Here is a 24,234-nt window from a genome sequence, read left to right as displayed (position 1 = left end):
AACAATTACCGCTTTGTTTGAGCAGGATCAAACAAAGCGGTGATGCACCACTAAATTTCACTTGTTTTATTGGTGTATTAGCCACGCTTAACATGTAACAAGAAAAATGCTTAGAGAGTGCATTGCCATTGTTTACCTCAATACGTTACCTATTACTTCAGTACATAGAATCTATTTTCCAGTGTTTTACCAGTTATTTTGTCTAGCTGTGAGCCCACAGATTCACTTAATGCGGTGAGTCTTTCATCTGGGTGAGGGTGGGTTTTGAACAGTAAGGCAACGTTGGCATCGCTACTGCTGGATTGTCCTAGTGTTTGCAATACCTCAGCTAATCCATAGGGTTCGTATCCGGCACGTGTGGCATAACTTAAGCCTAAACGGTCTGCCTCATATTCGGCTGATTTATCTAGACTACGTGCACTGATTTCCGCACCGCTACCAATTGCTTTGCTAATGAGTGCATTGTCTTTTGCGTATTTGTCACTTAATAATCCTGCGCCCATGCTCAGCAGTTGTTGTTTTTGCAGCACTTTGAGCTGGTGCTTTTTAACAACGTGAGCAATCTCATGCCCTAAAACACCGGCGAGCTGCGCTTCATTTTGAAGCTTGCGATATAAGCCCTTGGTCAACATGATATAGCCACCTGGCGCGGCAAACGCATTTAAGTCTTCACTCTCAATCACCCCAAAACGCCAAGGCAACTCAGGGCGCTCAGATTGTGAGGCAACCCAGCGACCAACTGAATTAACATATTTTTGTAATGCGGCGTCTTTGACTAAGGGCGCTGCGCCAAGCAAGTTGCCGGCAATTTCGCGCCCAAGGCTGATTTCTTCTGTAGTGCTCGGGTTTTTCCAGTTAAAAGCTGCTTCTGAGCTGGCTGTTGTGCTGTTAGCTTTTGCACTTTCCGAGCTGCTAGTCGCCTCGGACGGAGCGGCTGGGCTATCCGATTTTTGGCCAATTTCTTTCTCCACCGCGTCTTTTAGCGCACCTTTGAAATCAAAGGCGGTGCTTTGCAGGCTTGCCAGTCCAAGTGCTGAGGCAAGTAGTATGGAGATTAGGCGGCGTTTGTGGGCAGATGTGATACTGATCATTCTTAGGTTAGCCTTCATTGTGTGCCGCCTTTCGCTTCTTTTAAGTTCTTAAATGCAATGCTGTTTAATTTGCCCGCTTTGGCGAAGGCGCGGCCTTTATCTGCACTTAATGTATAGCCTTCTAATGTTTTAACTTCTTCTTCATTAAATTTGGCTGCTTTTAACTCTTGCTCGCTCAGGCCTCGAACACCGGTGGTGGATATCACTTGCCCAGTGCCTGCTCTGCCACTAGCAACAGCAAGCACTCCAGCTGCTTGGTTGCTAGTACTGGCTGCGCCGCGTTTCACTGAAAGTAAACGTACCCAGCCGGAGCCTTTTGCAGCCTTTACTTGCAGCCATGCGCCTTGTTTCTTGATGATTTCTAAATTCTCACCACGTGTAAAGCTGCCGGTTACTTTAGCATCTGCGAATGGCTCACTGCGTAAGCTGTCATTCTTGAGCGCACTGCCTTTTTCGGCAGCTGCGCTCACGCCCGCATAAAGCAAGGGCACTAGACTACTCAGAATGAGTACGTGTTTTAAGTAATGTTTCATTGAGTTCCACCTTCTAAAATATCTAACTTGATAATGGCTTGAGCAAACAAACCGCGCCACTGGTTTGCCATAGGTTTTTCTGTGTTTAATGTGCCGTTATGCAGGGTATAACGCGCTGTCGTGTCCTCTGGAATACCTGTCCCTTGCACTAGTTGATTCAGCTGCGCACCAAGTTTTGTTGCATCCTGCACGGCTTGGCTTGCCTCTGTGTCGTTGTCATGCGCATAAGCCCAGCTGACGATAATCATGTCGCTAAATAGCCCCCATATGCCACTTTGCGTCCCTTTTAAAATTTCCACAGTAGCGCGGTGCTGGAGGCACTGCTCAATTTTGTACTGTAATTTTTTGAGCAGGCTGTCGCTTAATGGTTCTCGTGTTTCAAATAATATCGGCATGAGTAAGATAGCCGCCCCTTTTTTGCCTGACTCCACATCATTGGCCAGCAAGCGTTGCATTGCTCTATCGTTAGCCAACGCATATATCTTAGCCACACTGAAGTACAGCACTGCCCATGTAATCGGGCCGGTTAAGTCGAGGTAGGTGTTGGTAAAGTTAATCGCCAGGTAAGACAGTGTAATCAATATGATCTGGCTGCTACTGAACACTCTAGTGACTTTATCGCGGTCTACATTGCGGAAAAAGGCCAGTGCAGTTAGCCAAATGAGCGTTAAGCTCATGAGGATATAGGGTGTTTTCCCGCGCCATACTTTTAAGTAATCATCATGTTTAACGTTATCAATAGCCGTTGCCAGTATTTCCACTCCTGGGTGAGCTTTTGCCATGGCAGTGGCTTTTAGGTCAAATAGCGATGGTGCGGTAGAGCCGATAATCACTATTTTGTCTTTAAACTCATTCGCCGGGCGTTTTTTTACTTTACTTGCCATATCGGCATAAACATCACTAAACGTGACAAATTGGTAAGTAAATGGTTTGCCACGCCAGTTAATCAGCATATTTTGCGGCAAAGTTTCTGAATTTTCTTTAGTGAAGCTAGCTACCGCCAGTGGTAAAGATGGCAGTATCCAGCCACTTTCATCATGCCAGAGTCTGTATTCGCGCACGATACCGTCTTTATCTGGATAAATGTTGTGTGTTCCTAAATGTCCTGAGTTGAGTGCAGCCTCTAAATGCGGCAGCACGATGGCTATTGGTTGAGCTGTACCTTCTTGGTCTGCCCCAGTACGCTTAATACCAGGAATCATATTTGGCGTGATTTGGCTTAAATGATCACTTGCTTCCGCCAAGCGCAGCATGGGGAAAAATGTGTTTTTTGTGCTTGCAATCACCTCGTTAAAATAGGCATCACTGTCTGGATTGTAAATGTCCGGGTCACTAAACAAAATATCAAACACGACAGCCTTAGGTTGCTGAGCTTCGATATTTTCTAAGAACTCACCAAGCACTTGTCTAGGCCAAGGCCAACGGCCATACTCGGCAGACATCGCACTTAATGAGGCTTCGTTGATGTCTACAATGACAATATCCGAGTCTGGCTTGGGTACCATGATGCGGTTTTTTACCATCATGTCAAACGCGCGGTCACGCATGTTTTCACCCACATGAAACAAGCTGGCGTCCAATAAAACCAATACGGTGAGCAGTGCACTCAAATACAAGTAAAAGTTGTTATGCAGCCTGCGCGTAATATTGGCTAGTTGCTGGTTTAGCAGTAATTTGAGTTTAAGCACGATAAGCCTAACGTGAGTGGTAATAAGTTAAGTTTGGCATAATCCTAGGTATTTTAAAAACGCTCTTTTTAATTTTTTTGAAGATAGCCGTTTGCATGCAGAGTCATATGCAGTAAGTTTAAGTTGTAATCTACGTTAAAGCCGTGAATTTATACAGATGCTAAACAAGCATCGGGTATAATTTAGCATATGTTACAAATCATCATATTAATTATTGCCTTTGCTATTCTTTTGTTATTTCTATTGCAGATGTGGCGAGCAAGCAAGGTTGATCACAACACGCTTATATTGCAGCAGCTTGAAGAAAAGCATCGTGCCATGTTGCTGGATTTTAACGATGGTCTAAACAAACTTGGCGACAGGCTGAGCAGTGCAACCAATGAAACCAGTGAGCGTTTGCGCGCTAGTGTGGCAACTGAGTTGCAAGCAACGCGAGATGCGATGCAGGCTTTGCAACTGGCGCAGAACAATAGCTTGTCTCAAACACGTGAAACCGTACTGGAGAAGCTGCACACGACATTAGCCGAGCAGGGTAAAGCAGAGCAGGAACTGATTCAATCAACCATGCGCAATGCTACTTTGCAATTGACGGCAAGTATCGAGGCGTTAACCAAATCAGTGGATGGGCGATTAGAGCTTATCGGCGGTAAGGTTTCTGAGCGTTTGGATGAAGGGTTTAAAAAGACCAACCAAACCTTTATGGATGTAATGGCGCGCTTGGCCACGATTGATGAAGCGCAAAAGAAAATTGATGGTTTAACCACCAATGTGGTGAGCTTACAGGAGTTGCTGGGAGATAAACGTTCGCGCGGTGCTTTCGGTGAAGTGCAGTTGGAGGCCTTGGTCCGTAATGTGTTGCCCGTGAACTCATTTGCAATGCAGCATACTTTTGAAAATGGTACGCGTGCCGACTGTGCGTTGTTCTTACCTGAGCCTACAGGCGTGGTGGCAGTAGATAGTAAGTTCCCGCTGGAAAACTACCACCGCATGTTGGATAACAAACTCAGTGAAGCAGAGAAGCTGATTGCAGAAAAGCAATTTAAATTAGATGTTAAAAAGCATGTAGATGATATTGCGACCAAGTACATTATTTCTAATGTGACTTCTGATGGTGCTGTCATGTTTATTCCAGCAGAAGCGGTATTTGCCGAGTTGCATGCATACCATGCTGATGTGATTACCTATGCCATGAATAAACGTGTATGGGTGGTTTCTCCAACGACCTTAATGGCCGTACTAAATACTGCGAGAGCTGTCTTAAAAGATGTAGAAACACGTAAACAGGTGCATGTGATTAAAGAGGAGTTAGGCAAGCTCAGTAAGGATTTTGGCCGCTTCGATCTGCGCATGAAAAAGCTGGCAGACAATATCCGTCAAGCACACGAAAATGCACAGGATGTGCATATTTCTAGCCAAAAAATTTCACAAAGATTTGCGCAAATTGAACGTGTAGAATTAGCGAAAAGCACACCAGATTTACTAGATGTTATTGATGATAAAACAGATTAATTAAACTAAGTAACCCAATGAAAATTAAATTATTTTATTTTGCAAGATTGAAAGAAACGCTTAAATACTCTACAGAAGATTTAGAGTTGCCCGATGATGTGCTGACTATTTTAAAGCTGAAATCCGTGCTCGCTAAACGTGGCGATGTTTGGGGGCAAATGCTGATGGGTAAACTGAAAGTGCGTGCAGCCATTAATCATGAGCTTGTGGATGACAAGGCCGTCATTAATGATGGCGATGAAGTAGCATTTTTCCCACCGGTGACAGGTGGTTAATGCGTTTGCTTGACAGTGATGCGGTAAAACTATGACAGTAAGAGTGCAAACAGCAGATTTTGATATCGGTGTTGAGATCAACCAATTGCGTCAGGCACGCAAAGACATTGGTGCAGTGGTGAGCTTTGTTGGCTTGGTGCGCGACTTAAACGATGGCGATACGGTTTCACAGCTAACGCTTGAGTATTATCCTGGTATGACGGAAAAGTCGCTGGCAGCTATTATTCAGCAGGCAAAAAGCCGCTGGAATATCATGGACGCTTTGATTGTGCATCGTGTTGGCACGCTACAACCTAGCGATCAAATCGTGCTGGTCATCGTGACGAGTGCGCATCGTGGTGATGCGTTCTCTGCCTGTGAATTTGTGATGGATTATCTTAAAACAGAAGCGCCATTCTGGAAAAAAGAAGCAAACTCAGCAGGCGAACACTGGGTAGAGGCAAAATCAGCAGATGATACGGCGCGTGATCGTTGGAGTATAGAAAAATAATATGCAAAAAATACTAACACCCCAAGCGCTAACTATTAATGTGGCATTAGAGCAATTCAACTTTGCTGACACGTCCGAGCTTAGTGTTGAAGCGCACGATAGCGCACAATATCAGGCGTGGGTGGCACAAGCTGAGGCGAAAAAAGCTGCTGAATTTGGATTAAGCATCCAGCAGACCGGATTTAACTTGCTCGCTTTAGGTGAGCCTGGCTCGGGTCGTACTACGTTAATGCTAGGTGTAATGCACGAGGCTGCTAAAAAGTGGCCAGCTGCTAGTGACTTAGTCGCGCTTTATCAGTTTGAAGCGAACGGTAAGCCTTTGTTTATTAAGTTACCCGCTGGTGCAGGAGTGCAACTTAAGCAAGCATTAGATGGCTTTGTACGTGTTTTTGCTAAAGACATCTCCAGTTTGTTAGATGCTAAAGTGCAGCAAAATTCTATTGCGCCATTGCAAGCATTTGTCGAGGCGCAGTTAAACACAGTTAAAACTAGCCTGACGTTGATAGAGCCAGATAAAATTCCATCGCATTATTTTAGTACTCTGCAGAAAGATATATTAGAAACGCTAGAAAACTGGCAACCTACTACAAGCCCAGATGGTGAAAGTAACCTCGAGGCGCTAATGTCTGAGAGCTTTTTTGGACGCTACCGTGCCAATGTACTGGTTGAACACCACGCCACACAGCATGCGCCGGTGATATATGATAATGACCCTAGCTTGCAATCCTTATTTGGTGGGGTGGAAGGTGCCAGCGAGGCCAGTAACATTCCAGACTTTATGCGTTTACGCGCAGGTAATTTAATGCGCGCAGATGGCGGCACATTGTTACTACATTTACGCGACATTCTTGCCGATGAGCAAAGTGGTGCACATATTCTTGAAAAACTGCATCGTTTCCTCCGTAACGGCACTTTGCAGATTGAAGATTTAAGCAGCAGTAGCAATCAAGGTAGTAGCTTGATTAATGCACAGGCGGCAATACCGGTATCAGTAAAAATCGTGTTGATCGCCACGCGCGAAGATTATTACGAGCTACTAGGTGTTAAACCGGATTTCTTTGATTACTTCCCTATTAAAATTGAGTTTGCAGATCAGGTAAAAGCCAGCCCTGAAAATTATGCTGCATATGCATCGTTTATTGCACATAAGTGCCAGCAACATCACTGCCGCCATGTGACGGCGGATGCTGTCGCCGCATTGTTGCAGGCTATGCACCGCCTAATTGAAGACCAAACGAGACTGAGCACTAAGTTCGCAGTGCTTGAGAAATTGCTGTTAGAGAGTGCAGCCGCTGCCAGCCTGCGCGGCGCTGAGCTTGTGACGGTTGAAGATGTTAAATCTGCCATTGCCCGCAAATATGCGCGTCACAGTTATATTGAAGCGCATATGCGTGACTCTATCGTAGACAAAGAGCTAATCATCAGCGTGCATGGCGAGTGTATAGGCCAGATTAACGGCCTAACGCATATTGATTTATCTGAGGCAAGTTTTGGTTCACCAGTACGCATCTCTGCAAATTGCTACCCAGGTAGTAGGGGGGTGTTGACCATAGACCGCGAAGTGAAGATGAGCGGGCCTACGCATGATAAAGGCGTGATGATTTTGCAAAGTTGGCTGCATGCTAATTTTGCACATTTAAATCCACTTAACCTTACCGCTTCTCTTGTGTTTGAACAAGAATACAGCGGTGTGGATGGCGACTCAGCTTCCTGCGCGGAGTTGTTTGCACTGTTGTCGTCACTTGCACAAGTGCCTATTAAACAAGGCATTGCGGTAACCGGCGCATTAAATCAACATGGTGAAGTCCTACCTGTTGGCGGGTTAAATGAAAAAATTGAAGGCTACTTTAGAGTTTGTAAGGAAATTGGCTTGGATGGCAAGCAAGGCGTGTTAATGCCCGAGCGTAATATGCGCCATCTAGTGCTTAGCGATGAAGTAATTAGAGCAGTTGAGCAGGGGCAGTTTCACATTGCCACCATGAATAATGTAGCTGACGGCATTCATTACTTGACGGGGCATCAACTACAATCCGTGAATGTCATGGCAGAAGTGGTGCTTAAAGATTTTAAAACAATCCTAGAAACTAACTCGCCTAAACGACCTGCTTAGGTCAGTATCTGATTGATTAAGAAATGGCAAACGAAGCAGACAGTAAATGCAGGCTGGACAAATGGCTATGGGCCGCACGTTTTTTTAAAACACGTAGCCTTGCCACTACCGCAATCGACACTGGTAAAGTCCATCTGGATGGCGACCGAGTAAAGCCAGCAAAAGAAGTGCATATTGGCCAAGTAATTCACATCCGTAACCGAGACTTCGAAATTGAAGTCAATGTTCAGGCGTTATCTAATGTTCGCAAGGGCGCACCAGAAGCAGCATTGCTATATGCTGAGACTACAGGAAGTATTGCCAAGCGTGAAAATGCAAAACTCACAGGTGAGCACGACTTCGCCCAAAGAGATAGAGGGACGGGGCGCCCAACTAAAAGGCAGTTACGAGATATTAAGAAATTTACAGGCGGTGCTTATTAGAGATAAAAGAGTATTAATATGAATTTAATATACGTAAGAAATTGCAGCAACTGGCGAAGCTGATATTAATACAAAACGGACTTAGTCCTCAGGTTTTTACCTTCATTTGCTTCACAATTATAAAAATAAAACTTTTCAATTAGATAAAATATGTTTGCAAAATTAAAGTCACAGTTTATTAAACCCATTAAAAGCTTGATACCTGCTTTTATTAATTCTATATATTTTTATGGATCCTTAAGTAAGGTTTTGTCTAAGGCGTTTCTGGTATATAAACGTGAAGGTTTTACTGGGTTATTTCGAAAAGCTTCTGCTATGTCGAAAATCGGTTCGTTAAGTAAAAGTGCGATTAGCATGCAAACCAGTCCCGATTTGTACGGTTCTCTGCCTGAAAGGCGTGCTCAAGGCTTTAATCCTTTAGTTAGTATTATTGTCCCAAATTATAATCACGCAGCGTATTTGCGAGAGCGGTTGGACTCTGTTTACAATCAGACTTACAAAAATATAGAAGTTATATTATTGGACGATTGTTCAGATGATGATAGTCGACAAATTCTTCAGGCTTACGCAAATCAGTTTCCAGAAATTACTACCTTAGCTTTTAATGAGGTTAATTCTGGAGGTGTATTTAATCAATGGAGAAAAGGTTTATTAGCCGCAAAAGGAGATTTGATTTGGATTGCTGAAAGCGACGACTACTGCTCATTAGATATGTTGGAGGAGTTGATTAGGTTTTTTAAGAACGATGCTGTAATGTTGGCATTCTGTAGAAGTGATTTTGTTCAAGGCAAACCAACAAATAAAGTCTGGAGTTCTGAAGACTTTTTAGCTGATCTGAAACTTAATATATGGTCTACGCCGTTTGTGAAATCAGCGCATTGGCTAGTCAATAATGCATGGGCTATTAAGAATATAGTTCCTAATGTTAGTTCTGCAGTATTCAGAAATCCAGGTAATATTGCTTTGTTGAGTGATGATACGTGGCGCGAACTTCGTTTATGTGGTGACTGGGTATTTTATCTAAATTTAATAAGGGGTGGATTGGTAGCGTATAGCCCTTTGACAACTAATTTTTATAGACAACATGAGCAAGGAACCTCTATTTCAGTACAAAAAGAAGAGGTGTATTACAAAGAGCATGAGTACGTAGTAACTAGGCTTAATGAGTTATATAATCTTTCACATGGCGCTTTGCAAAAACAGCAGCAGTCTGTTTATATGCATTGGGTGTCAAGGAAGGGTGATTTATTAGATGATCAATTTAATAACCTTTATAGCTTAGAGCGAGGCATAAAGTTAGCAAAAAAACGGTTACCCAACGTTATGATGGTTTGTGTTTCTCTAGTAGGTGGTGGCGGGGAGACTTTCCCAATTATGTTAATTAATCAGCTGAAACTTAAAGGACTCTCTGCCACACTTTTAAATTGTAAAGTAAGCGAGACTGTACTAGGTGTGAGACATATGCTCGATAAAAGCATACCGCTGTTAGAGTTGACTTCATTGTCGTTATTAGAAAAGGTGTGTGATGACATGGGCATTGAGATTGTCCACTCTCACCATGCTTGGGTAGATATGGTTATGGCAAAGCTACTATGCGACTCTAGCACCAAGCATGTCATCAGTATGCATGGAATGTACGAAAGTATGGGCCAAGTTCAGTTTAATAACTTAATGCCAATTATAGATAGAAAAGTTAGTCGCATAGTATATACAGCTGAAAAGAATTTGACGCCATTTACAAGTAACTTTATAGAGAAGAAGCAATTCATAAAAATTGATAATGCACTAGTAAAATCAGTAATTACTCCTATATCAAGATCTAGTCTTGGATTGCAGGATAACGACTTTGTAGTTTGTCTGGTTTCAAGGGCAATTCCAGAAAAAGGTTGGGATGAGGCAATTCGTTCAATTATTATTGCTAATAAAGAAGTATCTAGAAAAATTCATTTGGTATTAATCGGGGATGGGCCTGAGTATGATCGTTTAAAGCCCTTGTTTAAAAATGATTTTATTCATTTCCTTGGATTTAGAGGAAATATCCGAGATTATTTTGCAATGGCTGATATCGGGTTTTTGCCGTCTAGATTTCAGGGTGAAAGTTTTCCACTTGTGCTAATAGATTGTCTTTTATCAGATAAACCATTCTTAGGAAGTAATGTTGGGGAAATTAAAAACATGTTAAGTACGGAGATTGGACTGGCTGGAGATGTTTTTGATCTTGATAATGGCATGATTCCTATACAAAATTTAGCCGAGAGAATTATCAATCTTGCTACAAATTCTGACTATTATGAAACTCTATGCAAACGAGTTGGCGCTGCTGCATTGAAGTTTGACATTAATGCGATGACGGACAGTTATATAAATGTGTATAAGAGCGTCACTGATGCTAAAGAAGTGGTAAACGATGATTAAAAGTCAATGCTTGATTCTAGGTGGTGGTGGATTTATTGGCACTGCCCTAATAGAGCGACTCATTACAGAGAATGTTAGCCTAAGGGTTTTGGATAAAGCTGCATTAAGGTCATCTTGCGGGGAGGATGTATACCCAGGTTTAGATTGGCATGTGGGTGACTTTCATAATAAGGATGACCTACTTAAGAGCTTAATAGGAGTAGATACAGTGATTCATTTGGTATCTACAAGTCTTCCAAAATCATCTAATGACAATCCGGTTTTAGATGTCCAGTCAAATGTAATTGGAACATTAAGGTTACTGGATGCTATGAAGGAGGTCGGCGTTAAGAGAATTATTTATGCGTCCTCTGGAGGAACGGTTTATGGTGATCCTACCTATACACCAATAAAAGAGAGCCACCAAACTCAGCCTAAAGTTTCATACGGAATTTCTAAGCTTATGGTTGAAAAATATTTAGACTTATACAAACATTTGCACGGAATAGACTACTTAGTACTACGTATTGCAAATCCATATGGTGTGCATCAGCGAATCGAAAATGCACAAGGTGCAGTTGCAAATTTTATACAAAAGGCTATGAGCCATACTCCAATTGAAATTTGGGGTGATGGCAGTATTGTTCGAGACTATTTACATATTTCTGATGTTGCTGAGTCCTTTGTTAGAGCGTTAAATTACAGTGGGGAAGAGAAGGTTTTTAATATAGGCACCGGAGTAGGTACGAGCTTAAACGATTTGATTCGATTAATTGAGAGCGCTATTGCTCAGCCAGTTATAACACGATTCTTTGATGCACGTAGTTTTGATGTTGCGGTGAACGTGCTTGACAATACGTTGGCAAGGCGCGAGCTTTTGTGGACACCTAAAGTATCAATAGAACATGGGGTGAAGTTGATGTTGTCGGATCTAGGTCGTCCTGTTTTTTAGCAAGATTTATTGTTTTACAGTTTCAATCCCAATGAATGTTTAATTATCTGAGGTTTTTTTGAGTTCTTTTCCTTTAGTTATTGATCTTGATGGCACATTGCTTCATACGGATATGTTGCATGAGTCAGTTGTACAGATTCTTCGCAACAGTCCGCAAATTACTTTGAGTATTCCTTTTTGGCTGCTTCAAGGTAAAGCAGTGTTGAAGAAAAATCTCGCTACTCGAGTTGATTTTGACGTGAGCACATTACCTTACAATCTAGAACTATTGAATTGGTTGAAGCAGCAAAAGTTAGAAGGTCGAAAACTAATTCTTTGTACTGCATCTGACATTTCTATCGCAACTAAAATAGCGGAGTACCTAAATATTTTTGATGAGGTGATCGCTAGTGATGGGCAAGTAAATTTGGGGGGTAGGTTTAAGGCTCATGCGTTAATCAATAGGTTTGGATCGAAAGAATACGATTACATAGGTAACTCGAATGACGATTTGGCCGTATGGGAGCACGCCCGCAAAGCTATAGTAGTTAATTTTTCAAATCTACTTTATAAAAAAGTTGAATTGCAATGTGAAATAGAAAGGTCATTTCCTTCTCCAACATTAAACTTTGGTGTCTGGAGAAGGGCATTTCGGATGCATCAGTGGTTAAAGAATTTATTGTTATTTGTACCAATGCTTGCAGCACATCAGTTGGCAAACGCTGGAACATGGCATTCATTGATAATTGCTTTTTTATCTTTTAGTCTTTGTGCATCCTCTGTTTATATAGCGAATGACCTGCTAGATTTAGAGAGTGATCGTCAACATCCAAGGAAATGTAAAAGACCTTTTGCAGCAGGCAATATACCAATATGGATGGGTGTTTTGCTCGCCCCTGTCTTGTTCTGTAGTAGTTTGTTACTTGGACAATTTGTTGGAGCAACTTTTATTTTATGGTTGTTGTTTTATTTTGGGCTCACATGTGCTTACTCTTGGGGTATCAAGCGTCTAGTTCTTCTGGACTGTCTTACCTTAGCTATGCTTTATACCTTGAGAATTTTGGCTGGGGCATCAGCAGCTGAGATGTCATTATCATTCTGGTTACTAGGCTTTTCTGTATTTTTGTTTTTATCTCTTGCGTTTGTTAAACGCTACGCTGAGCTAGAGGTACAGCTCTTAAGCGGCAATCTTAAAGTGCATGGTAGGGGTTATTACACTTCAGATGCCGTCTTAATACAAACAATGGGAATTACTTCAGGATATGCATCCATATTAGTATTGGCGCTGTATTTAAATAGTGACATAGTTTCAAGTCTATATCGCTTACCAGAGATTGTGTGGCTAGCTGTACCTATAATGTTATTTTGGGTAAGTTGGATGTGGATGCAAGCCCATAGAGGGAAAATGCATGATGATCCATTGGTTTTTGCAGTTAAAGATCCCGCTAGTTTGTTGTCTGGTTTACTTTTTGCTGTAGTGTTAATGATTGGTGCTATTGGATTGCCATGGTAGCAGTTTCATCATGGGGTCGCTTGAAAAGTAGTGAGCATAACGTTTTGGAGTTTTCAGATCGCTCACAGATTCAAAATTTATTGAAAAGTAACTTTCCAGGTGTTGCCCATGGCATGGGGCGAAGTTACGGTGATGTTTGCCTCAATTCCAATGGAAACTTATGGTTCACGAGAGGATTAGATCGTTTCATTAGTTTTGACTCCAAGACAGGTAAATTGATTTGTGAGGCTGGAGTTTTATTAAAAGATATTCAACAGATGATGGTTCCTAAAGGTTGGATTTTGCCTGTTACGCCGGGCACGCAATTGGCTACAGTAGGAGGTGCAATTGCTAATGATGTTCATGGTAAAAATCATCATGTTTTAGGCACATTTGGTAATCATATTAATAAAATTAAATTAGTTAGAACTAATGGGGATATCATAGAGTGTGGGCCTACTCTTTTTCCTGAATTTTTTTCTGCAACAGTTGGCGGCTTTGGTATGACAGGTGTTATCACCGAAGTTGAGATTCAATTACGCCCTGTAGCAGGGCCTTGGCTGAATACTGAAATTATTCCATATAATGATTTAGACGAGTTCTTTAATCTTGCTGATGCCTCAGAGCAGGAGTGGGAGCATACAGTTTCATGGATTGATTGCCTTTCTAAAAAAGGCCGTGGAATTTTCATGCGAGGTAATCATACAGATCTAAACTTAGGTGATATACCAAATAAAAGTCAATTGACAGTGCCATTTACCCCGCCAGTATCACTGGTTAATAAGTTGTCACTGAAGCCATTCAACATGTTTTATTATTATTTAAATAAGTGTCATAAAAGCAATACCTTATCTCACTATGAGTCATTTTTTTATCCATTAGATAATTTGCAGGGCTGGAACAAAATGTATGGCCCTCGAGGATTTTATCAATATCAATGCGTTATTCCGCGTGAGTTTGGAAGAGATGCCATACTTGAAATGCTTAATCAAATTACTCTGTCGGGTGATGGCTCATTTCTCGCAGTACTTAAAACATTTGGGGATTTTAAAAGTGTAGGCATGATGAGCTTTCCACAGTCAGGTGTGACCTTAGCATTAGATTTTCCTAATAAAGGAAATTACTCACTGCGTTTCTTTGAGCGCTTAGATGCAGTTGTAAAAGAGGCTACTGGACGGATTTATATTGCGAAGGATGCCAGAATGTCACGAGATATGTTCGAATCTGGTTATCCACGTCTCAATGAGTTCTTAAAATATCGTGACTCAGGTATTAGTTCAGAATTTTCACGTCGATTGATAGGAAGTTAAGAGTGGAAGAAATAAAAAAACGTATCATGATTATTGGTGCAACATCTTTGATGGCAGAACATTGCGCAAGGATATGGGTAAAAGACTCACCAGTTGATTTGACTTTGGTTGGGCGTAGTACACAAAAGCTAGAACAAGTAGCAGAAGATTTAAAGGTACGCAGCCCACATTCCAATTTTAATATACTTCAAACTGATTTTATTGACCCAATCGCAATTAGAGCATTAATTGATAAATTTTTCGAAATTGGCACTGTTGATATTGTACTGATTGCACATGGATCTTTACCGGATCAAAATGCTTGTCAGGATAATTTGGTTGATTGTCATAGAGAGTTACTTGTGAATGGAGTTTCACCGGTATTGTTTGCTGAGGCTTGTGCGTTTCATATGCAACAGAGTGATTATGGCAGATTAGTTGTTATAGGCTCTGTAGCGGGCGATAGAGGTAGAAAATCAAACTATATCTATGGTGCAGCAAAGGGTTTAGTTACACGATATGTACAAGGGTTGCAGCATCGTTTGGCAGATACTAATGTAAAAGTTACATTGGTCAAACCAGGGCCGACAGATACGCCGATGACAGCACATTTGAAATCAAAAAATCAAAAATTAGCTTCAGTTCAGGATGTTGCTAAATTAATTGTAGATGCAGTCGATAGGGGGGAGTCAACAGTATATGCCCCAAGAAAATGGGGTTTGATCATGATGATTATTAGGCATTTACCCACCATTGTATTTAATAAAATGAATATATAGCCAAGTTAACACTTAATAACAATTTTAAATATTTATAGGTATATATTGCGTTATGTTTTTTAATAATCCACAAAGGGTAAATCCAAGATCATTTGTGAAAACAGCTACAATTTTACTGGGCTTATTTTGCTTGATTTTCTCAACCTATATTGCAATCAGGTATGCCAACCAGACTCCGTTAGACCTTTTTTCATTCAGGCAAACTCAAACAGCTTTAACAGCTTATTGGTTCGTGCAAGATGGGTTCAGTTTTGCTTATCAAACCCCGGTTGCGGGCCCTCCATGGAGTATACCTTTTGAGTTTCCTATTTATCAGTATATTGTAGCTGTTGTTTCTCAGATATTTAATGTGTCACTTACTGCAACGGGCAGGGTTATAAGTTTTATTTTTTTAGTGCTTTGTTTATTTCCCATTAGAGCAATTATTCGAAGCCTCAAACTGCCAAACTCCACTTTCTATATTTTTGTGATTTTGTTTTTTTCTAGCCCTTTATATTTATATTGGGGTAGGTCTTTTATGATTGAAACTACGGCAGTATTTTTTACTGTCCTATCAATAAAGTATTTTATCGATGTATTAAAACATGAGCGTGTAGTTTTATCATCAGTCTTATTCTTGATCTTTAGTACCTTGGGCATTTTGCAAAAAGCAACCACAGGGCTACCTGTGCTGATGATATTAAGCTTTGTCTATTTGTATTTTATTGCGCGTGAGGTAAGCTCTTTTCGAAGCTTGATATTAAATAAAAAGGTTTTATTAGGCTTGATTTACTTTGGCATACCACTGTTGATAGGTGGTATTTGGACTATTTTTACAGACCAAGTAAAAGTAAATAATAGCTTGGGGTTGGAAATTACATCTAGCGCACTCGCGAGTTGGAATTGGGGGACCTTAAGCCAAAGATTGTCATCTACTCTTTACGGTGGGGTGATTTGGAAAAGAGTGTTTATTGCAAATCTTGGTGGTTTGTTTGGACTGGCTATTCTTGCAATAGCACTTTGTTCTGATGTTAAGAAAACAAATAAGTGGATAATTGCAATTGCAATTACAATGACACTAGTTCCATTCTTTTTGTTTACAAACTTGCATATTGTGCATGAGTACTATCAAACAGGAAATTTGATATTTATTATATTTGCATTAGCAGTTAGTTTAGGAGTATTGACAGAACAATATATTGACAAAAGAACGCTTTTTCTTATATTCGCTATACTGATAGCAATGTGTAACTACAAATATTTTTCTAAGCATTATTTGAAAGTAATTAAAAAAGATTACAACATTCATAACTCAAGAGATTATGCTGTCTCAAACGTCCTGAAAGAGTCCATGCCACAAGATAAGTATTTCGTGGCATTTGGAAATGACTGGAGTTCTTCATTCTCTTATCTTTCAGAAAGAAAGTCATTTACAGTCCCAGAGTGGTATAAACAATATAGTGATATAGCAGCCAACCCTGAAAAGTTTATTGATGAAAAATCTTTAGGCGCTATTGTTGCTTGCCCTCCAGTTAAATTGCCTACATTAGATATTTTAAGTGACTGGGCCACAAGTAATAGAAGCTGGAAAATTGGTGAGGTGCAAGGCTGCTACATTGCTGTTCCTCAACAGATTTTATCAATCAAAAATCAAAATATTGTTACTAGTGATTGTCACGCTAGTGTTGATATTGTTGAAGTGGAAAATGATGCTAACTTCCTAAAAGTAAAAGGTGTAGCTTCACTGGTAAATGCTAGGCAGTTAATTTCAGAACAAATCTATATCACATTTAGAAAAGAGAATAATGATTCAATACATTTCGAAACTTTATCAATAAAGCAGCCTGTTGATAGTTTTTATTTAAGCCCAATGAAAAAAAATGATATTTTGTTTTCAAGCGTTATCAACAAGGCTTCACTAAATGGTACTTTTGACGTGGGTGTATTAGTGGCTGGGAAAAGCAAACAAGAGATTTGTAAGATTAAAAAACAAGTGGTAATTAGTAACGGAACTTCTCAATGAATAAAATGGGTAAAAAAATTGTATTGCCAGGTGGCGCTGGACTTGTTGGTCAGAACTTGGTGGTGCGTTTAAAAGAGAAGGGCTATACAAATATAGTAGTTCTTGATAAACATCGTATCAATTTAGAAATTTTGAAACAGATGCAACCAGATATTCATGTTGAGTATGCGGACTTAGCAGAAGAAGGTCGTTGGCAAGAGCATTTTACTGATGCTGATGTAGTTGTAATGTTGCAGGCACAGATTGGTGGGAATAATTACCAGGAATTTGTTCGCAACAACATAGATACTACAAAATTAATTTTAAATGCAATCAAAATAAATAAAGTGCCAAGACTTGTTCATATTAGCTCTTCAGTAGTAGAGTCGCATGCAAATGATTTCTATACCAATACAAAAAAAGAGCAAGAAACTATTGTGCTAAATAGCAATATTCCATGTCCAATTTTAAGGCCAACACTGATGTTTGGTTGGTTTGATCGTAAACACCTCGGCTGGCTGTCTCGTTTCATGAAAAAAGTCCCTGTTTTCCCCATACCTGGCCATGGCCGCTATATGCGCCAGCCTTTGTATGTTGGTGATTTTTGTAACATCATTATGAGCTGTATTGAGAATAATTCATTAAATGGTATCTACAACATATCGGGGCATGAGCAAATAGACTACATTGACATTATTCGTGAAATTAAGCGTGTAACAGATGTAAAAACACTAATCGTTAAAATTCCATACTTTTTGTTTTACACGTTACTCTGGATTTGGGGTATTTTTGATAAGAACCCACCGTTTACAACCCAGCAACTTGCTGCATTGATTGCAAAAGATGAGTTTGAGGTGATTGATTGGCCGGGTATTTTTTCTGTACCATATACAATATTTTCTGACGCTATTAATGAAACGTATACGCATCCAGTTTATAGCAATGTAACATTGGAGTTTTGATGATGAAAGAGCGTATTGCAGTTCTGGGCGCAGGCCCAATGGGTTTGGCAGTTGCATATCAATTGGCAAAAGATGGGCATCATCCTGTTGTTTTTGAAGCTGATGACAGGGTCGGTGGAATGACAGCCGGTTTTGATTTTTCTGGTTTATCTATAGAAAGATATTATCATTTTCACTGTATATCAGATCATGCATTTCTAAAAATTTTAGACGAGCTGAAAATAGCCGATAAAATGCATTGGGTAGAAACTAAAATGGGATATTGGTACCAAGGTCAACTTCAAGCTTGGGGGAACCCAATAGCACTTTTAAAGTTTAAAGGCTTAAGCTTTTTCGCGAAATTTAGATATGGCTTACATGCTTTTTTGTGTACAAAACGTAATGATTGGAAGCCGCTTGACCATGTTGAGGCAACAGGCTGGATTAAACGCTGGGTAGGTAAAGAAGCCTATGAGGTTTTATGGCGTAGGTTATTTGATTATAAATTTTATGATTACACGAGCAATCTATCTGCAGCATGGATTTGGAGCCGGATTCGTCGGATAGGCCGCTCTCGCTACAGTTTATTCCGTGAAAAATTAGGATATTTGGAAGGCGGTTCTGAAACGTTACTCAGTGCCATGCGGCTAGCCATTGAGGCAAATGGGGGGGAGGTTCGGTTAAGCTCTCCTGTGAACAAAGTTGTTATTGGTGATGCCAAGGTGCAAGGTGTCGAAATTTCTGGTCATTTTGAGCCTTTCACTAAAGTTGTTAGCACCATCCCTTTGCCTTTTGTGCCTCGTGTAATGCCAGACTTGCCGAGCAGTGTTTTAGATAAGTTTAAGGCAATCAAAAATATCGCTGTAGTGTGTGTAATAGTAAAGCTAAAGAAAGCATTAACCGAGAATTTTTGGTTAAACACAAATGACCCTGAAATGGATATTCCTGGCTTGGTTGAATACACTAATTTAAGGCCTCTCAATCAACATATTGTTTATGTGCCTTTTTACATGCCGAGTGAACATCCAAAATTTTCTGAACCTGATCAAAATTTTATTGATAAAGTTAGACGTTACTTGAAAAAGATCAATCCAGAGCTAAATGACGATGACTTTATTGACCTACGTGCAAGCCGATATCGTTATGCGCAGCCTATTTGCCAACCAGGTTACCTTGATAATCTGCCATCGGTAAGTTTGCCGGTTGATGGGTTATGGGTTGCAGATACTTCTTATTATTATCCTGAGGACAGAGGTATATCCGAAAGTATTGATTTTGGACGGAGAATAGCAAAGGAAGCAATCTCGTGATCGAGTTATTCAAATCACGTCAATTTTTAGTGTTCTTAGTGACTGGTGGATTTGCTGCAATAGTCAATTTAGTTTCAAGGTTTATTTATAATCATTGGTTAAGCTTCTCCACCTCAGTCATACTTGCCTATATTTCAGGGATGATTACAGCTTTTATTCTTGCTAAATTATTTGTGTTTAATAAGAGTCAACAATCATTACATCGGTCAGTTGCTTTTTTTATACTTGTAAATTTAGTTGCAATATTACAAACTTGGTTGATTAGTATGGGGCTGGCATATTATCTCCTACCTTCGGTAGGAGTAACAAAAATGATTCCTGAAATTTCTCACATTGTTGGTGTCGTTGTACCTGTATTTACCAGTTATATTGGTCATAAACGCTGGTCATTTCGGTGAGAGCTAGTTTTTTATTTAATGAGTTGTATTACAGAAATGTCTATTAATGAATACGGATACAAACTATCATAAAAGTGCAACGTGCTAGAGCGTTTGATAGATCTAAGATTAAATCAATGACTTCAACTACAGACGCCCTAATAATTGTTAGTATTAACTCATGATCAAGAAAAATATACTTTGGAGTTTTTTAAGTGGTGTTCTACCACTCCTAGTTGGCGTATTTATCTTTCCTCTGATTGTGCATGCATATGGTACTGAGCGTTTTGGTATTCTAGCTATTTCATGGGCTTTAGTTGGTTATTTTAGTCTTTTTGATATGGGGTTGTCGCGAGCATTAACTCAAGTGATTTCTGATAGGGTAGCAAAAAAATTAGATGAAACTGAAACTGTTGAAATAACGTTTACTGCATTTCGTATTATGTGGTGTTTGGGAGTATTAGGGGGGGCGGCTTTATGGGTCATTGCCCCATGGCTAGTCAATAAAATTCTTTCTGATGCTTCGGTAATCAAACAAGAGACGATTACTTTATTTACAATTGTCTCAGTCTCCATTCCATTCGTTGTGCATACGGCAGCGTTGCGTGGTGTGATGGAAGCATTGCATCTTTTTAAGCAGGCGAGCTTAATACGCTTGGTTCTAGGAATGGGGACATTCTTAGGTCCGTACATCGCTACTTTTTATAGTTCTTCCTTGGAGTACGCCGCATTGGCATTGGTGTTGGTTAGATTGGTTGGTTGGTTGTTACATTTATACGTGGTTAGAAATTCTAATTTCTTGAAAAATAAATCTTCCAAATTTAATTATAAATGGTTAAGACAGTTATTAGCTTTTGGTGGATGGATGTCTGTAAGTAATGTCATTGGCCCGTTAATGGTTTATTTAGATCGTTTTTTAATAGCAGCATTATTAGGAGCATCTGCAGTAAGTTATTATGTAGCACCATATGAAGTAGTGACTAAGTTGTGGCTGATACCAGCATCATTTACTGGAGTTTTATTTCCAATATTTGCTAAAGAATGGGAGGTTAATCCTAGTGTTGCTGCAAACATCCTCAATAAAGGTATTGTTTACGTATTAATTCTTTTATACCCAGCTGTTTTGATAATTTCCATCTTTTCAAATGAATGGCTTTCATTGTGGCTTGGCACTGAATTCTCTTTAAATGGTTCAAACTTAGTGAGATGGCTGTCCGCTGGTGTGCTAGTTAACGCTGTTACTCAAATTCTTTTTGCAAAAATCCAAGGTGCAGGTAGAGCGGATTGGACGGCAAAGCTACATCTTGCAGAATTAGTGCCATATTGGATTTTTTTATGGGTAGCGTTGAAACTTTTTGGATTACAAGGTGCAGCTCTTGCTTGGTTCCTGCGAGTTACTGTTGATGCAGTCGGTATGGCTTATGCCGTAGGCAAGCTGAATACTCTTAATTATGCAAGAATTAAAATGCCAATGTTGGCGCTTAGTGTCGGGCTTATACCAATATTGCTACCCATATTGGTTGAAAATTATATATTCAGATTTTCTTTAATAATAATCACTGGACTCATATATGGTTTTATTGTTTGGAAAAGATTAGTTAAAGACGGCTTGTCGATAAAAGAGCTTAAGCGCTTGTAAATGAGTATGAAAATGAAAAATGAAATTAAGACAAAAACTAAAAGTAATTGTATTTGTTGTGGGTCGGAAGGGTTTTTCTTATATAAATCCCTGAATGATCGTTTGTTTGGCACTAAGGGTGAGTGGAATATCAAACAATGCAATAACATTGAGTGTGGCTTGTTGTGGCTAGATCCTATGCCGGTTTCTGAGGATCTATATAAGATATATGAGAGTTACTATACGCATACCGATAGACCCAATGAGGAACGTAGTTTTTTTTCAAGGGTAGTCTTAGGCTATCAGGCGGCAATTTATGATTTTTTATACGATCAAACGAATTCGTATTATAGATTTCTTGGTCGACTACTTTCTAAGTTAAATGTTTTCAAAGATTATATGGATTATCCTTTTGTGTACTTAAAAGGGTTGCCTAAGGGTAAGTTGTTGGAATTGGGATGCGGTAATGGTGATACTTTAGATATATTAACAAAATGGGGATGGCAGGCAGAGGGTTTAGACTTTGATGACAATGCTGTTAATGTTGCAGCTAGTAAAGGGCTATTGGTTCACAAAGGTGATATCTTTGCTCAGAACTTTAGTGACAGTAGCTTTGATGTTGTATTTTCTAATAATGTTATTGAACACGTTTCTGATCCCTTTGCTTTGTTGAAAGAGAGCGCTCGGGTTATTAAGCCAGGAGGTTTTCTTGTTGCAATAACGCCTAATGCAGGCTCAAAATTACACCAGAAGTTTAAAGAAAACTGGCGTGGGCTTGAGCCCCCTAGGCATTTATATCTTTTTAAAAGTAATTCGCTTGCTAGTATTGCAAAAACAGCTGGATTTCAAGATGTTAAAGTAATCTCAAAGAATTATAGTGCTATTTTTATTTGGTTGATGAGTAGTAAATTGAAGAACTATGATGGCAACATAGGTTCACATAGCCGTACTTCTCGCTACCTTTCCTACCTCGCTGGCTTTTATTTGAATGTTGCCCAGCGTTTTTCTCCTCTATCTGGGGAAGAGTTGATTCTGGTTGCGTATAAGTAGATGGTCATTAGTGAGTGTTTCATTCTAAATTTTTTGTTAATTTAACTACTATTCAAGTAATGATGAAATCTAATGTCAAAGTTTTATTAGCTACTTTTAATGGTGGTGATTGGGTGGCAAGCCAGATTGACAGCATACTAAATCAGAGTGGTGTTGATGTTGTAGTCAATGTTTCTGATGATGGGTCTACGGATGGCACTCAACAACTGTTGAATAACTATGCTGGCATTAAGGTTGACCTAGTCTTGCTTCCCACGAAAAAGAATGGCAGTGCCTCAGCTAATTTTTTTAGGTTATTGCGTGATACAGATTTGACGTATATCGATTATGTTGCACTTTCTGACCAGGATGATGTTTGGCAGGAAGATAAACTAGGCAGTGCAATTCAAGTGATTGTAAAAAATAATATAGCTGCTTATTCCAGCAGTGTTTTGGCATTTTGGCCGAATGGCAAACAAAAACTAATCAATAAGGCCCAGCCACAACAGCAGTATGATTATATGTTTGAGTCTGCAGGGCCTGGCTGTACTTTTGTGTTAACTAAAAAACTTGCCTTAGAGTTACAAAGTTTTTTAATTGAGAATGAAGAAAAATGCCAGCTAGTCGCACTACATGACTGGTTTATTTATGCCTATGCTAGGTCTAGCGGATATAAATGGTTTATAGACCCTAGGCCACATATGTTATACCGTCAGCATGCTGAAAATGTGGTTGGCGCTAATGTGGGATTAAAAGCCAAATTAGCACGTTGGAAAAAGTTGCGTGATGGTTGGTTGGTCGAGCAGGCTTTATTAATCGCTAATATTTTAGGCTATAGCAATGCCTTACCTATACAAAAACTTGTACGATACAATTTGGCAGATAGGCTTTGGTTAATTTTGAATGTAACTAAACTACGCAGGCGCTTGCGTGATAGAGTTGCTTTGGCTTTATTTTTAATATTGCCTTTAAAGCGATGAGTATTCTTGTAACAGGGGCAAATGGTTTTGTAGGTAAATTGCTTATCAGTGATTTACTAGAGAGACGGTATGATGTAGTCGGCGCCTTGCGCAGTCAAGGTGGTCTCTATACAAATATTAAGATGGTTACAGTTGGTGATATAACTGATGCCACTGACTGGTCGGCAGCACTTGGTGCAATTGATGTAGTGGTTCATCTTGCTGCGCGCGTACATGTGATGAATGATCAGGCATCGGATCCGTTAGCTGAGTTTCGTAGAGTAAATGTGGATGGCACGCTTAACTTAGCGCGTCAGGCAATTAAAGCCGGTGTTAAACGCTTTATTTTTGTAAGTTCTATCAAAGTAAATGGTGAGTTTACGCAAGTTAATAAACCCTTTACAGCATCAGATGTACCTAGTCCGCAGGATGCTTATGGCATTTCAAAATGTGAGGCCGAACAGGGACTTTTAAAGCTGGCTGAAGAAACAGGGCTGGAGGTGGTGATTATCAGACCGCCCTTGATCTATGGTAAGGGTGTGAAAGCAAACTTTGCCAGTATGATGAGCGCTGTTAGACGCGGTGTTCCATTGCCTTTTGGTGCGATTAATAACAAGCGCAGCTTTGTATATGTTGGTAACTTGATTAGTTTGATTTTAAAGTGTATTGATCACCCATCAGCTGCAAATCAAGTTTTTTTAGTTTCTGATGGGTATGATCTTTCCACAACGGAGCTATTAAAGGCATGTGCGCAATCGTTGGGTGTGAAGGCTAGGCTGTTGCCATTACCGCAGTGCTTTTTAGAGCTTGCTGCAAAAGTGCTTGGTAAAAGAGACTTAGTGCAACGATTATGCGGTAATTTACAGGTAGATATTACTAAAACCCGTCATTTGCTTGGCTGGGAGCCACAGTTTACTGTAGAGGATGGTCTTAAAGAGGTCGCCTTAGCTTTACAGAACTAGAATCTTCGTAGTTTAGTGCTCCTTGCCTTATTAAAAAGCTTAACTTGAGGATAT

The 24,234-nt window shown here is 40.0% G+C and carries 21 protein-coding genes; 18 read left to right on the top strand and 3 right to left on the bottom strand.

The genetic code is table 11. From position 1 onward, the window contains the following. Nucleotides 1–152: 152 nt before the first annotated feature. The 3 genes from C3Y98_RS06150 to C3Y98_RS06140 are packed head-to-tail and all read right to left on the bottom strand — an operon-like array spanning nt 153 to nt 3,312. Entirely contained in the window at nt 153–1,109 is a 957-nt protein-coding gene (locus tag C3Y98_RS06150; protein WP_135277265.1) for a M48 family metallopeptidase, read from the bottom strand. Further along, complete coding sequence (locus tag C3Y98_RS06145) at nt 1,106–1,624, bottom strand: SH3 domain-containing protein (RefSeq protein ID WP_209308756.1); 519 nt, start codon at nt 1,622–1,624, stop codon at nt 1,106–1,108. The genes C3Y98_RS06150 and C3Y98_RS06145 overlap by 4 nt, the downstream gene beginning before the upstream one ends. After that, nucleotides 1,621–3,312: a CHASE2 domain-containing protein gene (locus C3Y98_RS06140; RefSeq protein WP_135277263.1), complete on the bottom strand. Its 1,692-nt coding sequence runs from the start codon at nt 3,310–3,312 to the stop codon at nt 1,621–1,623. The genes C3Y98_RS06145 and C3Y98_RS06140 overlap by 4 nt, the downstream gene beginning before the upstream one ends. A 189-nt stretch (nt 3,313–3,501) precedes the next feature. Between C3Y98_RS06140 and C3Y98_RS06135 the strand changes: the two genes are divergently transcribed. The 18 genes from C3Y98_RS06135 to C3Y98_RS06050 all read left to right on the top strand — a co-directional run bounded on the left by C3Y98_RS06135 (nt 3,502) and on the right by C3Y98_RS06050 (nt 24,180). Next, on the top strand, nt 3,502–4,821 hold the full coding sequence (locus tag C3Y98_RS06135; protein WP_135277261.1) for a DNA recombination protein RmuC: 1,320 nt from the start codon (nt 3,502–3,504) through the stop codon (nt 4,819–4,821). Nucleotides 4,822–4,838: 17 nt separating this feature from the next. After that, entirely contained in the window at nt 4,839–5,096 is a 258-nt protein-coding gene (gene moaD / locus C3Y98_RS06130) for a molybdopterin converting factor subunit 1 (protein WP_135277259.1), read from the top strand. 31 nt (nt 5,097–5,127) lie between these two features. Continuing rightward, nucleotides 5,128–5,586, top strand: coding sequence for a molybdopterin synthase catalytic subunit MoaE (moaE, locus tag C3Y98_RS06125; RefSeq protein ID WP_135277257.1), 459 nt, complete (start codon nt 5,128–5,130; stop codon nt 5,584–5,586). Between the two features lies 1 nt (nt 5,587). Continuing rightward, a complete protein-coding gene (locus C3Y98_RS06120; RefSeq protein ID WP_135277255.1) occupies nt 5,588–7,696 on the top strand; it encodes a Lon protease family protein in 2,109 nt (702 codons plus the stop codon). A 23-nt stretch (nt 7,697–7,719) separates the two neighbouring features. Further along, on the top strand, nt 7,720–8,118 hold the full coding sequence (locus C3Y98_RS06115) for an RNA-binding S4 domain-containing protein (protein WP_135277254.1): 399 nt from the start codon (nt 7,720–7,722) through the stop codon (nt 8,116–8,118). A gap of 150 nt (nt 8,119–8,268) precedes the next feature. Next, on the top strand, nt 8,269–10,533 hold the full coding sequence (locus tag C3Y98_RS06110) for a glycosyltransferase (protein WP_135277252.1): 2,265 nt from the start codon (nt 8,269–8,271) through the stop codon (nt 10,531–10,533). After that, the gene (locus C3Y98_RS06105; protein ID WP_135277250.1) at nt 10,526–11,464 is read left to right on the top strand and encodes an NAD-dependent epimerase/dehydratase family protein; all 939 of its coding nucleotides are present in this window, start codon (nt 10,526–10,528) and stop codon (nt 11,462–11,464) included. Before C3Y98_RS06110 ends, C3Y98_RS06105 begins: the two co-directional genes overlap by 8 nt. Before the next feature lie 58 nt (nt 11,465–11,522). Then, nucleotides 11,523–12,956: a UbiA family prenyltransferase gene (locus C3Y98_RS06100; RefSeq protein ID WP_135277248.1), complete on the top strand. Its 1,434-nt coding sequence runs from the start codon at nt 11,523–11,525 to the stop codon at nt 12,954–12,956. Then, complete coding sequence (locus tag C3Y98_RS06095; RefSeq protein ID WP_135277246.1) at nt 12,950–14,245, top strand: FAD-binding oxidoreductase; 1,296 nt, start codon at nt 12,950–12,952, stop codon at nt 14,243–14,245. Before C3Y98_RS06100 ends, C3Y98_RS06095 begins: the two co-directional genes overlap by 7 nt. A gap of 2 nt (nt 14,246–14,247) precedes the next feature. After that, nucleotides 14,248–15,003, top strand: coding sequence for an SDR family NAD(P)-dependent oxidoreductase (locus C3Y98_RS06090; protein ID WP_209308755.1), 756 nt, complete (start codon nt 14,248–14,250; stop codon nt 15,001–15,003). A 94-nt stretch (nt 15,004–15,097) separates the two neighbouring features. Continuing rightward, complete coding sequence (locus C3Y98_RS06085) at nt 15,098–17,005, top strand: ArnT family glycosyltransferase (protein ID WP_135277244.1); 1,908 nt, start codon at nt 15,098–15,100, stop codon at nt 17,003–17,005. After that, the gene (locus tag C3Y98_RS06080) at nt 17,002–17,946 is read left to right on the top strand and encodes an NAD-dependent epimerase/dehydratase family protein (RefSeq protein ID WP_135277242.1); all 945 of its coding nucleotides are present in this window, start codon (nt 17,002–17,004) and stop codon (nt 17,944–17,946) included. The genes C3Y98_RS06085 and C3Y98_RS06080 overlap by 4 nt, the downstream gene beginning before the upstream one ends. Continuing rightward, on the top strand, nt 17,946–19,235 hold the full coding sequence (locus C3Y98_RS06075; RefSeq protein ID WP_209308754.1) for an NAD(P)/FAD-dependent oxidoreductase: 1,290 nt from the start codon (nt 17,946–17,948) through the stop codon (nt 19,233–19,235). The genes C3Y98_RS06080 and C3Y98_RS06075 overlap by 1 nt, the downstream gene beginning before the upstream one ends. Continuing rightward, nucleotides 19,232–19,633 carry a GtrA family protein gene (locus tag C3Y98_RS06070; protein ID WP_135277240.1) on the top strand — a complete coding sequence of 134 codons (402 nt, stop codon included), beginning with the start codon at nt 19,232–19,234 and terminating at the stop codon, nt 19,631–19,633. The genes C3Y98_RS06075 and C3Y98_RS06070 overlap by 4 nt, the downstream gene beginning before the upstream one ends. A 160-nt stretch (nt 19,634–19,793) precedes the next feature. Continuing rightward, nucleotides 19,794–21,251: a flippase gene (locus C3Y98_RS06065; protein ID WP_135277238.1), complete on the top strand. Its 1,458-nt coding sequence runs from the start codon at nt 19,794–19,796 to the stop codon at nt 21,249–21,251. A gap of 12 nt (nt 21,252–21,263) precedes the next feature. After that, on the top strand, nt 21,264–22,280 hold the full coding sequence (locus C3Y98_RS06060; RefSeq protein ID WP_167759905.1) for a class I SAM-dependent methyltransferase: 1,017 nt from the start codon (nt 21,264–21,266) through the stop codon (nt 22,278–22,280). 59 nt (nt 22,281–22,339) lie between these two features. Beyond that, nucleotides 22,340–23,239: a glycosyltransferase gene (locus C3Y98_RS06055; RefSeq protein WP_135277234.1), complete on the top strand. Its 900-nt coding sequence runs from the start codon at nt 22,340–22,342 to the stop codon at nt 23,237–23,239. Beyond that, on the top strand, nt 23,236–24,180 hold the full coding sequence (locus C3Y98_RS06050) for a UDP-glucose 4-epimerase family protein (protein WP_135277232.1): 945 nt from the start codon (nt 23,236–23,238) through the stop codon (nt 24,178–24,180). The genes C3Y98_RS06055 and C3Y98_RS06050 overlap by 4 nt, the downstream gene beginning before the upstream one ends. Nucleotides 24,181–24,234: the final 54 nt, after the last annotated feature.

The sequence above is a fragment of the Methylotenera oryzisoli genome (assembly GCF_004661485.1).
GTDB classification, from domain to species: Bacteria; Pseudomonadota; Gammaproteobacteria; order Burkholderiales; family Methylophilaceae; genus Methylotenera; species Methylotenera oryzisoli.
Note: the sequence above shows the minus strand (reverse complement) of the source record. Positions and strands in the feature narration are given on the sequence as shown.

Excerpts from the sequence above, each read along its gene's own strand:
- C3Y98_RS06150 (WP_135277265.1), bottom strand. The coding sequence starts at position 1,109 with ATGAAGGCTAACCTAAGAATGATCAGTATCACATCTGCCCACAAACGC.
- C3Y98_RS06145 (WP_209308756.1), bottom strand. The coding sequence starts at position 1,624 with ATGAAACATTACTTAAAACACGTACTCATTCTGAGTAGTCTAGTGCCC.
- C3Y98_RS06135 (WP_135277261.1), top strand. The coding sequence starts at position 3,502 with ATGTTACAAATCATCATATTAATTATTGCCTTTGCTATTCTTTTGTTA.
- moaD (WP_135277259.1), top strand. The coding sequence starts at position 4,839 with ATGAAAATTAAATTATTTTATTTTGCAAGATTGAAAGAAACGCTTAAA.
- moaE (WP_135277257.1), top strand. The coding sequence starts at position 5,128 with ATGACAGTAAGAGTGCAAACAGCAGATTTTGATATCGGTGTTGAGATC.
- C3Y98_RS06120 (WP_135277255.1), top strand. The coding sequence starts at position 5,588 with ATGCAAAAAATACTAACACCCCAAGCGCTAACTATTAATGTGGCATTA.
- C3Y98_RS06115 (WP_135277254.1), top strand. The coding sequence starts at position 7,720 with ATGGCAAACGAAGCAGACAGTAAATGCAGGCTGGACAAATGGCTATGG.
- C3Y98_RS06110 (WP_135277252.1), top strand. The coding sequence starts at position 8,269 with ATGTTTGCAAAATTAAAGTCACAGTTTATTAAACCCATTAAAAGCTTG.
- C3Y98_RS06105 (WP_135277250.1), top strand. The coding sequence starts at position 10,526 with ATGATTAAAAGTCAATGCTTGATTCTAGGTGGTGGTGGATTTATTGGC.
- C3Y98_RS06095 (WP_135277246.1), top strand. The coding sequence starts at position 12,950 with ATGGTAGCAGTTTCATCATGGGGTCGCTTGAAAAGTAGTGAGCATAAC.
- C3Y98_RS06080 (WP_135277242.1), top strand. The coding sequence starts at position 17,002 with ATGAATAAAATGGGTAAAAAAATTGTATTGCCAGGTGGCGCTGGACTT.
- C3Y98_RS06075 (WP_209308754.1), top strand. The coding sequence starts at position 17,946 with ATGATGAAAGAGCGTATTGCAGTTCTGGGCGCAGGCCCAATGGGTTTG.
- C3Y98_RS06065 (WP_135277238.1), top strand. The coding sequence starts at position 19,794 with ATGATCAAGAAAAATATACTTTGGAGTTTTTTAAGTGGTGTTCTACCA.
- C3Y98_RS06060 (WP_167759905.1), top strand. The coding sequence starts at position 21,264 with ATGAAAAATGAAATTAAGACAAAAACTAAAAGTAATTGTATTTGTTGT.
- C3Y98_RS06055 (WP_135277234.1), top strand. The coding sequence starts at position 22,340 with ATGATGAAATCTAATGTCAAAGTTTTATTAGCTACTTTTAATGGTGGT.
- C3Y98_RS06050 (WP_135277232.1), top strand. The coding sequence starts at position 23,236 with ATGAGTATTCTTGTAACAGGGGCAAATGGTTTTGTAGGTAAATTGCTT.